The 13,209-nt window shown below is 32.6% G+C and carries 10 protein-coding genes; 1 reads left to right on the forward strand and 9 read right to left on the reverse strand.

Annotation, left to right across the window (positions count from 1 at the left end; genetic code table 11):
• The first annotated feature begins 275 nt into the window (after window positions 1-275).
• Complete coding sequence (locus tag MHO82_RS16665) at window positions 276-2,441, forward strand: choice-of-anchor A family protein (protein ID WP_239185507.1); 2,166 nt, start codon at window positions 276-278, stop codon at window positions 2,439-2,441.
• A 153-nt stretch (window positions 2,442-2,594) separates the two neighbouring features.
• Here the strand turns inward: MHO82_RS16665 and MHO82_RS16670 are convergent, their stop codons facing one another.
• From MHO82_RS16670 to wecC, 9 genes are read right to left on the reverse strand one after another with little or no spacing between them, the layout of a single operon-like run.
• Window positions 2,595-3,797: a glycosyltransferase family 4 protein gene (locus MHO82_RS16670; protein ID WP_239185509.1), complete on the reverse strand. Its 1,203-nt coding sequence runs from the start codon at window positions 3,795-3,797 to the stop codon at window positions 2,595-2,597.
• Window positions 3,794-5,293, reverse strand: coding sequence for a hypothetical protein (locus MHO82_RS16675; RefSeq protein WP_239185511.1), 1,500 nt, complete (start codon window positions 5,291-5,293; stop codon window positions 3,794-3,796). Before MHO82_RS16675 ends, MHO82_RS16670 begins: the two co-directional genes overlap by 4 nt.
• 2 nt (window positions 5,294-5,295) lie before the next feature.
• Window positions 5,296-6,453: a glycosyltransferase family 4 protein gene (locus MHO82_RS16680; protein ID WP_239185513.1), complete on the reverse strand. Its 1,158-nt coding sequence runs from the start codon at window positions 6,451-6,453 to the stop codon at window positions 5,296-5,298.
• Between the two features lie 2 nt (window positions 6,454-6,455).
• Complete coding sequence (locus tag MHO82_RS16685; RefSeq protein WP_239185515.1) at window positions 6,456-8,099, reverse strand: alginate lyase family protein; 1,644 nt, start codon at window positions 8,097-8,099, stop codon at window positions 6,456-6,458.
• Window position 8,100: 1 nt separating this feature from the next.
• A complete protein-coding gene (locus MHO82_RS16690; protein ID WP_239185517.1) occupies window positions 8,101-9,039 on the reverse strand; it encodes a hypothetical protein in 939 nt (312 codons plus the stop codon).
• On the reverse strand, window positions 9,039-10,145 hold the full coding sequence (locus MHO82_RS16695) for a hypothetical protein (RefSeq protein ID WP_239185519.1): 1,107 nt from the start codon (window positions 10,143-10,145) through the stop codon (window positions 9,039-9,041). Before MHO82_RS16695 ends, MHO82_RS16690 begins: the two co-directional genes overlap by 1 nt.
• Window positions 10,105-10,722: a hypothetical protein gene (locus MHO82_RS16700; protein ID WP_239185521.1), complete on the reverse strand. Its 618-nt coding sequence runs from the start codon at window positions 10,720-10,722 to the stop codon at window positions 10,105-10,107. The genes MHO82_RS16695 and MHO82_RS16700 overlap by 41 nt, the downstream gene beginning before the upstream one ends.
• Window positions 10,673-11,938: a hypothetical protein gene (locus tag MHO82_RS16705; protein ID WP_239185523.1), complete on the reverse strand. Its 1,266-nt coding sequence runs from the start codon at window positions 11,936-11,938 to the stop codon at window positions 10,673-10,675. Before MHO82_RS16705 ends, MHO82_RS16700 begins: the two co-directional genes overlap by 50 nt.
• A 26-nt stretch (window positions 11,939-11,964) precedes the next feature.
• Window positions 11,965-13,206, reverse strand: coding sequence for a UDP-N-acetyl-D-mannosamine dehydrogenase (gene wecC / locus MHO82_RS16710; RefSeq protein WP_239185525.1), 1,242 nt, complete (start codon window positions 13,204-13,206; stop codon window positions 11,965-11,967).
• Window positions 13,207-13,209 lie beyond the last annotated feature (3 nt).

Consider the following 13,209-nt stretch of genomic DNA (forward strand, 5'->3'; position numbering starts at 1 on the left):
AATTAACGTATTCTAAATGGGATCGCCTATAGTTCACAGGTCTAATTACGTTAATTATATTCCTAAAGTCATTCAGTATATTGGCTTAGAAAATAAATGCCTAAATGGATAACAAGAAGTGTTAGGTGGTACCAAAGTATGATTAGATAGTGATATTTATCTCATTGCCTTTTTATCTGTTAAACCTATGGCAATATTGTTGCTTTCAATGCTGAAATATTAACCAGTTTAACTTCCTTCCTATTTTTCGAAATATTATAAAAGGCATAGATACCATGATATCTACGATTGTAAAAAAGACTCCGTTAGCGATTGCGATGGCACTTGTTTGTCAAAATGTTAGTGCTGCAGAACTTGGTCCCGCACAGGATTATAGTGCTTTTGTATTTGGCAATTTCACTTCGTATAGTGGTGCCTCTGATGGCGCTATTTTTGCGAAAAATAATGTCAATTTAGAAGGGTACAGTATCCGTTACGGTGAAGAATCGAAGCCTGAAGAATTGTCATTAGTTGCTGGTGGCAGAATTAATTATGGCAGTGGTCGTGTGTATTCAGGAAGTATTTTGTCAGCTAAAAAGGTGGAAGTCTCTCAAGAGGTTAAATTAGGCTTAGAGTCTGGTGCAACTATTTCTGAGCACACATCTTTACCTTTTGATACGGAAAATGCCGAAGAGGAATTAAAGGATCTGTCTGAAGAACTCAAGAATTTGTCTACGACGGGTACCGTAACTAATTCATGGGGGGGATTATATCTTGCTGGTGACAATGAAAGCGAGTTGCAAGTCTTTAATGTTGACGGGATAGAAATGGCTGCCGCTCATACATTTTCAGTTTCTAATGTCCCAGATGGCGCCACCATCGTTTTTAATATTTCAGGTGAAAAAGGCAAAAGTAAAAAAGCTTTAAATAATAAATCATTTGCTTCATTAGCCCCTCATAGAACCAAAACCATTTTTAACTTTTACGAAGCAAAGAAACTTGATGTTCGTGGTGCCAGTGTAGAAGGTGTTGTTTTAGCACCGTACGCAAAAATCAGAGCATTTAGCGGTACGTTTACCATGCCTGTCATAGCGAGAAGCTGGGAAGGTTCAATGCATCTAGGGTATGGCGAATTTGACGGTGATTTACCGGATGATCAGTTAGTGATTAGCCCTCAGTTAAAATGCATGTGGAGTGGATCGAAGAACATGCCGGAGTACGATCAGGTTATGGCGGCTCCTATCGTAGTTCAGCTTAATGATGATAATAAAGATGGTGTTATCAATGAAAAGGATACACCAGATATTGTTTTCCCCACCTTTAAAGGCGTAAGAGTCGAAGCTCAAGGTATTTTACGTGCTATAGATGGAAAAAACTGTGAGGAAGTTTGGCAAGCATCTGAATCTGGTCCATGGGTGGATCCTCTTTTCACTCCAGCTGCGGCAGACATAGATGGAGATGGTATTGTTGAAATCATTACAGGCAGCGGCGGCGGTGGTTCAAATAATAAACTGACTGCATTTGATCATAACGGAAATATTCAGTGGCAAACACCAACATGGAATGCTAAAGGGTTTCCAGCTATCGCAGATTTAGATAGAGACGGTAACCCAGAAATCATTTACCAAAGTTATGTATTAAGTCATGACGGTGAAGTTTTGTTTAGAACCATGTTTGAAAATAGAGAGGCTATCGTATTTGAACAGTACAACGATGGGGTGAATGTCGTTTTAGGCCAAGGCTATATATATAACCAAGATGGCAGCAGAGTTAGCCTAGAAGTGACTGGTTCTAAACAATCCATTGGTAACTTTAATCAAGACCCTTTACCTGAAATTGTTACTGTTCAAGGACAAGGGCTGTACTTGCTGAATAATGAAGGGGAAAAAATCTGGGGACCTGTAACAATTCCAGGGCAAGGCTGGGGGACAACAACCATTGCTCAGTTGAATAAGTCGGATTTACCCGAAATTATTGTCGCGTCGAGTAGCAACCTAACTGCCTTCGATGCTAATGGGCAAATACTATGGACAAAAGCAACTAATGACTTGGGGTCGAAATCGACTGGTGCAACGACATTTGACTTTAACGGTGATGGGCAAGAAGAAATCTTGTATGCCGATGAAAATACTTTTTATATTTTAGAAGGTAGTACTGGAGAAACACTGTGGTCGCAAGATAATCAATCAGGCACCGCTTATGAATATCCTGTGGTGGCTGATACAGACAATGATGGCAGTGCCGATATAATTGTCATTTCTAATAACTACACTGAAGATGACTCAGAAGACGTGACTGGGGTTAAAATTTTTGAAGATAAAGAGTGGCCTAAAGCAAGGACGATTTGGAATCAGTACTCTTTCCATCAAACAAACATTATGGATGATGGAACGGTGCCTACCAATGAAAAACAGAGTTGGCTTGAAGGAAACTCTTATCGCTCTTCGACGATAAAAAGGTAGTGATAAAGGGTTACGTTATAGAGGTACAAAGTATAGCGTAACCCGATAAGCATAATAGATAAACTTATATTGAACCAGTGATGCACATCATAGCAAGGCTTACCCTAATTAAAGGAGGAGATGAGCTATTGCAGTAAGTTAATGAAGCTCTAATTAATATGTACGACGTAAAACAACCAATATTTTTTTTAAAACTGACTTAACAAGCCTGTTAGTTTTTATAAATATAAATGGAATATGGTCAAGGAGATTAAATTTGTTTTTATTAATTTTATATGAGCTATGTTGAATATAATCTTTATTATTAATTAAATTATCGTACTCTTTGCTCATTTTACATATATTAAATTTATCGCTATGTTGCCAAGCATTAAATGATATATCCTTCATTAGATTTCTATTTTTGTATAAACTAATGATTTTAGATGAAAAATCTTTTGGATCTCCAATGGTACATAAGTATCCATTTTCATTATTTTTTATGACGTTATCTGTAACCCCTTTGATGCTTGACACTATTGGCACTAATCCTCTAGCCATTCCTTCTATGTATGTTAATCCCTGCCCCTCGTTGTATGATGGGAGTATTATTATGTCTTGTTGTTCAAGTAAATTATGAGCTTCTTTCTGTTCAATGTGACCAGTATAATCTACATATTTATCAAGGCCTTTTTCAAGCATGACCTTTTTTAGTTTTTCTAATGCTATACCATCCCCTATAATTTTCAAATGTAAATCAACGCCACCGGATATACATTGATTGATTATATCAGGAATTAAAAAAATGCCCTTTTCTTCAGTTACTCTTCCAAAATATACAATGTTGACCTTTTTTGATAAAAAGTTGTAATTTTCTTTTTTCCAATAATCTGGGACATAAACACCGTTTGGAATAACGATAGTTTTATTTTTAATAGAGTCATTGTCGAGTATTGCATTTGTTTTTACGCCATCACTAACGCATACGACTTTTTCAATTTTATTTATGTTATATAGTCCCGCATTAATCACACAGTTTAATTCACTATGAAGAATGGAAAAAACCCTTAAATTTTTAGATATGAAATCTAAGCAGCGATGAAAAAAAGGAGCATAGTTTGTAAAGGCTACATCATAATCATGGGAATTAAAGTGAGATGCTAATCTTTTTATATGAGATTTTCTACTTTCAAAAAATCCTATATCTATGGTTTTAACATTATACCCTTTATTCTTGAAATAATCAGAATGTGTTCCTTTATTATTTGTTTCTATAATGGTTATACTATGATTAGTTTTGAAGTGATCGTATAAGTTCTTTATTACTGTTTCAACTCCACCGGAGTTTAAAGAGTAAGTGATAATAGCAATGTTCATAATTCACTCGGAATGATTTTTTCTTTACTTGAGTTGTAAAAAGAGATTTTTTTAATATAAATAAAATAAAATAAAGAGGCAGTGATAGTGCTAATAACTAAAGATGCTACCAATATTAATGCTTCATTATTTAGAATTAAACCCTGAACTAAATTCGAAGCTGATATACTAATAAGTAAACAGGATGATATAAAAGCAAAACATAATAAAAATGGAGTCATTGATCTTTTTGATATTATTGAAAAATATGAAACTGTAAATATTATATTTTTTACAAACAAAAAGAAAATCAATGAAAATAAAAACGCCCAAACTCCAAAATCATAAAATAATGAAAGGATGATAACAGTAATTAAGTGAAGAGTACCAATAACTACTGTAGATAATGCAGGTTGCTTTACTTTTAAATATGCACTGAAAATATAAGGAAACGAAGAGGTAGATAATAATATTGGAAGTAATATTAGTCCGTAAAATAAAAGTTCGTTAATGACTTTGTTTTCATAGTTTAACCAGATAGATAATATATATTCGGTATTAGAGACAACAGCACTTACAGGGATTGTTAAAATTAGTCCAATAAAAACAATTGAATTTGATGCAAGATATTGTATTTTTTCTGGATTTTTATTTGCATAAGAAGCTAAAATTTTAGGAGCATACACCCCACCAACGGTCTTAGCTATAGTAATAAACGCAACGATTACTTGAATTAAAATTGAATATTCACCAGCCTCTTTTAGGCTTAGGAAATGTTTAATTAATATTAGGTCAATAGTTAGTAAGAAAAATATTCCTAAACTTTCTACAGATACCCATTTACTCATATGATAGATATCTAATATATTTCTTTTAGATACGTATGATATTTTTAATTTTAATCCATTTGAAAAAGCATTGAATGAGTTAATACTATATATTAATGATACGATAGAGCCAATAATAAAAGAAATACCAATGTAGAAAACATCTGCGTTTATTTGGAATAAGATTAAAATAAATAAAGTTTGGAATAATAGTGTTATAAACTTATTTATATTATATATTTGTTGTTTGTTAATAGCATAGGCAGGAAGGGTGAATGATACTGATAGGCATGTTATAAATGAATATATAACCATGCAGGTGTATAAGTGCTTATTGCTAACATCAAATGAGTATAATAATAATACCGATAATGGTATAACGATGATGAAAAAGGAGCTGACTAAAGCTATGGAGGTATTAAAGACTTTATTCGCTTCATCAATGTTATTTGAGTTTATATTAATGACAAGAAAACGACTAAAAGAAGCCATTAGTGCTAAAGAAATTAAACCTATATAAAGTGGAATAGATAAGGCAATCCTTATAGTTCCAAGTCCTTCAATTCCAACATGCTCTAGAAAAAAAGGAGTAAGCAAAAAATTAACTAGTGTACTAGCCCCAAGAACAAATACAGCAGATAGGAGGTTAACTTTCCCTTGACCGATTTTAGATATTAAAAATGAAAACATGCTTAAATCACTTCGCTATACATTTTAGTAATATCTTCTCGAATAAAATCATCTTCTATTTTTTTGATATTATAGCTACTTATTTTTGTATTATATTTTAGGTTATTAATTGTTGATACTAAATCATCTACATTGTCCGGCTCTACTTTTAGTACTGAATCAAAATTATCAAGTAATTTACTGGCATCTCCTTTAACGCCAAAAACTATTTCTCTTCCAGTCGATGCATATTCAAATATTTTAGTTGGCTCTGCTGTTTTTAAAGATGGAATATCTCTTAACTGTGCGTAAAGAAAGTTGGAACGTTTGTATACTTTTTTTATTTCATCAAAATTAACAGAGCCATGGAATATAACATTGCTAATCTCTTTGTTTCTTGCGTATTGCTCTAAAGTTATTTTTTCTGGGCCATCACCCAAGATATTAAAAATAACATTCTTATTGTCTATTTTTTTTGCTGCGTCTAATAGAGTCGATAGGTTCTGAGGGTAGCCAATTGAGCCTGCATAGGTAATTTCAATCTTACCATTGTTCTCTACTTCACCTAGGGATTTTAGTTCATTAAACGATTTGTAGTCCAACCCATTAGGAATACATGTTGTCTCAATAGAGCTTATTGATTCTATTTCTGACTTTTGTGATTCAGTGACAGTTATTACTTTATCAAACCGGTTAATTGAAAACTGACAGATGAATTTTAGTGTTTTATATAATATTTTGTTTAAAAAACCGCTTTTAAATTCTAAGTATTTCCATATTAGGTCTCGTACTTCAAGAATATTTTTACTCTTGGAAAAAAAACAGTACAGGCCAGAAACAGGGAGTAACATCAAGAATGGTATGCTTGTAATATTAATCTCTGACTTCACTTCTTTGGACTTATTCATTAGTAATAAAGCATGCTTAGTTTCATTGATTATTCTTGAAATAAAGTTGCTTTTAGAAAAAAACTCAATTTCTATAGGGTGTAAGTGTATATTTTTATTTTCAGTCACTTCATGTGGAATGAGATTGATATTAAATTTGTGGCCAGGTTTTAATAGGTATATGACATTAACCTTATTGTTTTTTGATAGCTCTTTCGCAACAATAGCCAGTCTATTAGCTCCAGCTGTTCTCTCTGGTAAGAAGCTACCGCAAATAATGTTTATACTTTTCATTTTTATTCCCACTCTACAGAAAAATCAAATTTTTCAAAGTCTTTGACTTTATATTTAAAGGTGATTACTTTATTTTCTTCTGTTTCACCAAAACCAGGATGATATGTTGATCTTGATATTTCTATATCTAGTCGAGGATCAAATATTAAGGTGCATATTTTACTGTTATTATATTCTAACGCTACTTTATTTGAATCTGTTTGATTAGGAATTATATCTGGATGTAAATGGAAATATGTACTGGTACTATATGTAGATTTTCCGGAAAAATTATCGCATATTTTTAGACTTTTATCATGGAGTGTCCAAGATCTTTTATGGGTCACTTGGTTATTTAGCCGATGATAACCATTATGAGATGCAGAGTATTGTTGTTCATCTTTATTAAAATTCGCTGAAATTATTTTAGCTCTTCTAGCAACTCTAAATCCTGCCCAAACCTCGCTTGAATTTTGATTATTAATTTCAGCTGTATTGTGTGATGCTGTCGACCTTTGACGATGCCGCTCTTCAGAAATACCATATTCTGATGTTCCCGAATTTACAAAAATATCAATATCATTTATTGCCATTTCAAAGGATAAGGTATCAGCATGGGCATGGCCTGGAATATAGTCTGGTCCAACATTAGCACCATCACAAATCACATACGCATGATCATTTTCCAATCGACAATAGCCACTATTACTTAGGTAAACCGGATTTTTATCCAACGACTTAATGTATGACTCGCTAAGATTAAGTCTATCTGCGTATTGCTTTAATTCATTGAGCGTAGGAGCAACACCACTACTTGAATCATTAAAATGTGCATACTTTCCACTAGTATGAGTCATGGTTTCTAACCATAAAAACATTCTTTTTATAGTATGGTAAAGAGAGTCTAATAGTTTATTTGCTTGAGCTCTTTTTGGGGAAACATTGATAATGTTATATATATCAAGTAAATCTTCTAGCATAATGGCATGATACATAGGGCTTAACTCAAAGCTTCCACCGTCATCAAGTAATTGCTCTTTAATTTCTTTATTAAATATCTTTGTACCTTGTTCTATATATCTATCAGACTGTTCTGAATTAAGGTAAAATCCTGAAAATAATAAAGCTTTAGCGTTAACGAAAAGGTGGTTTCCTAGTAAATGGTACTCTAAGTTTTTAGTTAGCCAATCGGTTTGTTTATAAATGTTATTGTCATAATTTGTATTGTATATATTATTTAGTGATAAGAACTTTATCCAGTTTATGATCCTCAATGATACTGGATATGCATGCCAAGGAATAGTATTATAATCAATATTGTCAGATATCCACTTATTTATTAATAGTTCACCTTCTTTAGGGTTTTCGATATCTGTAATAAAATCAAAATAGTTCAGGTTATAATTTTCGAGTTTACTGGCATTTTTACTTTCCCATATTCCATCTGGGATCGGTATCGATTTATTTAGTGTAACTATGCTGTTTTTTTGATACGTTGATTTTTTTTTGCATGGATGGCTGATTTTATTTATTTTTGAAATTCTTTTTACTTCGACACTTTTAGGTATCAATAAAGAGGTTGGTATTATTTTATAATAAACTCTATATATTATTTGAATAAATTTAAGATACTTTATAGTATTTATATATAAGATTATTTTTTTCATTTTAATTAACATTGTTTTGTATAGTAGAGAGCATCTTTTCAGATAGATCTTCAACATTGCCTGTTTGATATATATAGCATCCATTTGGCCTTGGCACTGAGTCTGATGCTATTACTAGTGTATGTGCATCTAAAGCCTCCATTATGGATACACTGTTCCCATCTGTTTTTGTTGTTCTGAGGAACGCTGTGATATCGCTAAATACTGCCCAAAGAGGAAAATCGCCTTTAATATAATGCACACGATCATTGATATTTAGATTTTTAGCAATGCCCTCTATTTCATTTTTTATTTTTTCATTAAATATAGAATGACTAATGATTAAATTAGAGTCATTAATATTAGCAATAGCCTCAATGCTATCTTTTATTCCATATATGTCTTCTGATAATGAAGATATTGACTGTGATGAGCTGTTTATAAAAGTATATCGCTGATTTTTTATCATTGATTTTAAATCTTGAGGGATATTTCTTTTATCTTGATTTAAAATATCTGAACTTACAGGAATATAAGGTGACTCAACAATAGTTTCTTTAGGCTCTTTTATATCATACCTAAAATAGTTTTCTTTTAAGTGGCTACTGACAAGCCATAATGTATCGATTTTAGGAATTAACAATTTCAATACATTGATATAGATTTTGTTTTTTTTATTGAAATGTCGACTGTGATTGTGGTCAACCAAAGTAACAAATTTTAATTTATTGGTTAAAAATAGTAAAACAAGAAACAGTAAAGAAAAATTGTTTATAATTATTTTATCCCATTTTGCAAACGGAGAAAAAACAGCAAACTTTATAATTGATGATTTATCTCTTGGATCAATAGATAAAACGTGGTTTTTTTCTTTTATCAGTTTACTCTCTAGTCTTTGTACAAATATGGACAGTCCACCATAGGGCTTGGGTTTTCTTCCAATAATGGCTATTTTTTTCATTAATTATTACCTAGTGTAAATAATTTCATAAAACCAGAGTTGCTTTTTATTGAAGAGCAATAATTATCATACTTTTTTACTAACTCTAAAGGAGATATTTCGATGTTATCAAGGTTTATATCTGATTTATGATCACAGACTATTCCAAGATTTTCATTTTTAACCCATAATGAGTAGTCACCAATATGATCTGAGATAATTGGTTTTATACCACAAGAAATATATTCACAAAATTTTATTGGAGATGAAACGTTATTAACCTCAATATTATCCCTAAATAAAAAACCATATTGGTATAGGCTTAAAGACTTCTCCATGTCATCTCGATTATTAATGGAATATATTTTTATAGAGCTTTTAATATTATCAGGAAGATCTGATATCATATTCGTGATTTTATCTTTATCTTTTGAGATGAAATCAAGCTTAGCATCAAGGTTTTTTTCTTTTATTTTTTTAAATTCACTCAAAACTAAGTCTATTTTTTGCCATTCAGAAGCACCTCCAACATACACAAAAGACATGTGTTCTTTCTCTATATTGGTATTATATTTCAGATCGGATAGGCAAGGAATTAGCAGGTGATTATTTATTTTTATACCATACTTTTTATTAATGTGGCCAAGCATAGAATTAGATACAATAGTTATACCGCTACACATTCTCAAGGAGTAATTTTCAATATGAGATAATATTTTTAATCGTGCTTTAGATTTATTTTTCAAATAGGACTCTTCTGGTAGTATCCCTTGTAACCAAAGGTAAAGTTCTTTCTTTAATAGTTTTAAAGGGGATAGTGTAGACACTAATAAAATATGTGGTAAATATATCTTTCTTGCTGGGGAAGTTGCTATTTTTTTATATAGCCCAAATGTGCCAGAGTAGGTTGTTATTGAAGATCCAATGTCATTAATTCCATCAAGAACATCCATGTTAACATTTTCGTCAATCATAAGTTCTACTTGGAAATTTTTAGATATGCTAAAAATATGTTTTTTATATGCGGTCCATATAGCTGTTGAGCAACTGTACTTATCAATAATAACTAGTATCTTTTCCATAATATTATGTGTTATTTTTCCATTTGTAATTCTGCTTTTTTTCAATTGCAGGGCATCCTGCTATCAAAGTATCTCTTTTAATGAAACTTTTATTCACGATAGAACCAATTGCTATGGTATTAGAGTGGCTAATATTAACACCTTGAATTATTTTTACAGAAGAACCAATATAGCACTCGTTACCAATGTTTATGCCTTCTGGTCTTTGTCCTGCTCCGTGAGTCCAAAATTGGCTTGACCTTCCTGCTATCCAGCTCCCTTTTCCTATTGATATTCCTCCTGATAGGTCAAAAAAGTGCTTACTGGTGATATTTACTTCGCCCAATAAATATAAATTGGCCTTTTCTAATTCATTTTCATTAAGCCAATACCCACAATGAAACTCGTTATGATCTGAGATACGACAGTTATCTTTGATTGAAACCTTTATTGGCCCATAAAAAATATTTTTTTTACCAATGTAACTGTCTGATACGTCAAAATCGTTAACTGATATTACAGTTCCATATCCTATTTTGGATTTTTTTATCTTATAACCAAGTACCTTATTATATAAGGTAACTCTTAAAAAATTAGTGGGAAGCTTGGATATTATGTGAGGTGCTATTTTCTTTAACAACATTATTATTATGTTCCCTTCGTTTCTCTCTGCATTTTTCTAGTAATAGTATTAATATCACTAAGTAGTCTAATATCGGGTTTAATTCTAATATAATGCCCGCAATAAAAGTTGACAGGAAAGCAACGTATAATAGGTAATTGTATTTTCTCTCCTTAAAAAAGGACTTTACTAAATATACAAAACCAATTAGAGCAATAAATCCTGATGCAACAATGATTTCTAAGATTCGTGATCTCGGACTGGCCCATGCTTCTCCTTGAAACATTAAGCTTACTTCACCACCAATGAATACATTGATTAAGTTAGTATCGATTAAATATTGCTTATACCAAAGATTAAAAGTAGAGACACCAATACCAAAAGGATACTCAAAAAGAGTCATTATCGATACATATATTCCACTTAATCTAGTTACATAAGTGTCAGTAACATCATACAAGTTGGATAACCCGTATATGCCATGTTCACTGAGGGATTTTATTAATCGATCAATACCATATATTTGGAGGCTGTCATTGAGCAAGATATCATAATAGTCACTGATTTCTGTTCTAAAGCTAATGCTAATGAAAGAGAGAAGAAAAAGTGATACTAATTTTATGTGCATTTTAGCTGTAATTACTGCAACTATTAACAACACGAGAAATTGGGCTTTTGAAAAAGCAATTAAACCAATTAGGGAGAATGAAATAGCAATGTTTCTTTTTATTATGTTGTTGTTAATTCCTAAGAACAATAAAAAAACACTGAAACAATAATAAAATCCAGCAGAACTAGGTTCAAAGAATAACATTTTTGCTCTGTGAGGTGTGCTCAGAACCATCGGCATTTCGATTAATGCCACAATGCAGTTTACTGCTGCACCTATGTATATTATGTTTAGTATGAAATTATAACTTTTACTCCTTAAGTAGCTGTAAAGAAGAACTGCAAAAACAGATTCAATGACAAACTTTCTTATGCCTAGCAATTGAGCTGTATCGTTTGATTCAAAGGAATATTCACCAAAAAGGAAAAATAATACAGAATTAATACATGCAATAAAAATAATTAAGAACAAAACTAGAGCTTCTTTTGATAGTGAATACTTCCAGTTTTGTTCTTTTAGTTTAAGTAAAAACAGTATAAATAGTGCGGCTGAAACTAATATTTTTATTGGGTTTGTATCTAAAGCAGAGGAGACTAAGAAAGTTATAGTTGCATCTAATATAATCAACTTAATTCCAGCCTTTATAATGTGATTTAAATAATTCCGCGAGTATCTATAACTACCTTTTTGGCAAACTGAGTTTTGTCTGCAGACTTAAACTCTTTGTGATCAACTAACACGACAATAATGTTGGCCTTTTCTAATGCTGTTTCTAAAGAAACCTGCTCTACACCAGCTAATACGAGCTCTTTAGGTAAGGAGTGAACATTAGGTTCAACGGCTAATAGTTGCCCTGTTGCTCTATTTGCTAGTTCATTGACTATTTGCAAGGCTGGGCTTTCGCGGAGATCATCAATATCTGCTTTAAAAGCCAACCCTAAACAGGCAATGACTGGGCGCTTAAATTCATCAGCCGCATCAGTGATCTGATCAATGACATGATAAGGTTTGGCATCATTAATTAATCGGGCTTGTTTAATGATTTTTGCTTCTTCAGGGCAGCTATCAACGATAAACCAAGGGTCGACCGCTATACAGTGCCCACCAACGCCCGGCCCTGGATTTAGAATGTTTACGCGTGGGTGGCGATTGGATAACTTAATCAGCTCCCAAACATTAATTTTTAGTTTTTCGCAAATTACAGATAGCTCATTTGCAAAAGCGATGTTTACATCTCGGAATGAGTTCTCCGTTAATTTTGCCATTTCCGCAGTTCGTGCATTAGTTGTAATACACTCCCCACGTACAAATGTTTTGTACAAATCCGCTGCTTTTTGCGAACAACGAGCAGAAAGCCCGCCAATGACACGATCGTTAGAAATTAGTTCCTGCATTACATAGCCAGGCAGGACTCTTTCCGGACAGTGTGCAACATTAATATCTGCAGCATCTCCTTTAGTCTGAGGGAAAGTTAAGTCTTCGCGGGCTTCTTGTAACCAATGAGCAAGTTGCTCAGTAGCGCCAACAGGTGAAGTGGATTCTAGTATAACTAGGTTACCTTTTTCTAAAACAGGCGCTATGGCTTTTGCTGCTGCTTCAATATAGCTTAAATCAGGTTGGTGGTTATCCCCTTTAAATGGAGTAGGGACCGCAACCATGAATACATCGGCGGCTTCAGGAGTCGTCGTTGCTTTGAGCTTTCCTACTGTTACTGCACTTCGAACGGCAATATCTAAATCTGGCTCGACAATATGAATATTACCAGCATTGATTGTATCTACCGCATGTTGATTGACATCTACCCCGATAACATCAATACCACGTGAAGCAATAACAGCGGCCGTAGGCAAACCTATGTACCCTAGACCGATAACGGAAACTTTATTTAAACTCATGCT

It is taken from the genome of Vibrio sp. Of7-15 (genome assembly GCF_022347565.1).
Lineage (GTDB): Bacteria > Pseudomonadota > Gammaproteobacteria > Enterobacterales > Vibrionaceae > NORP241.

What these genes read in the sequence shown, in the direction of transcription:
- MHO82_RS16665 (WP_239185507.1), top strand. Translation starts at nt 276, where the DNA reads ATGATATCTACGATTGTAAAAAAGACTCCGTTAGCGATTGCGATGGCA.
- MHO82_RS16670 (WP_239185509.1), bottom strand. Translation starts at nt 3,797, where the DNA reads ATGAACATTGCTATTATCACTTACTCTTTAAACTCCGGTGGAGTTGAA.
- MHO82_RS16675 (WP_239185511.1), bottom strand. Translation starts at nt 5,293, where the DNA reads ATGTTTTCATTTTTAATATCTAAAATCGGTCAAGGGAAAGTTAACCTC.
- MHO82_RS16680 (WP_239185513.1), bottom strand. Translation starts at nt 6,453, where the DNA reads ATGAAAAGTATAAACATTATTTGCGGTAGCTTCTTACCAGAGAGAACA.
- MHO82_RS16685 (WP_239185515.1), bottom strand. Translation starts at nt 8,099, where the DNA reads ATGAAAAAAATAATCTTATATATAAATACTATAAAGTATCTTAAATTT.
- MHO82_RS16690 (WP_239185517.1), bottom strand. Translation starts at nt 9,039, where the DNA reads ATGAAAAAAATAGCCATTATTGGAAGAAAACCCAAGCCCTATGGTGGA.
- MHO82_RS16700 (WP_239185521.1), bottom strand. Translation starts at nt 10,722, where the DNA reads ATGTTGTTAAAGAAAATAGCACCTCACATAATATCCAAGCTTCCCACT.
- wecC (WP_239185525.1), bottom strand. Translation starts at nt 13,206, where the DNA reads ATGAGTTTAAATAAAGTTTCCGTTATCGGTCTAGGGTACATAGGTTTG.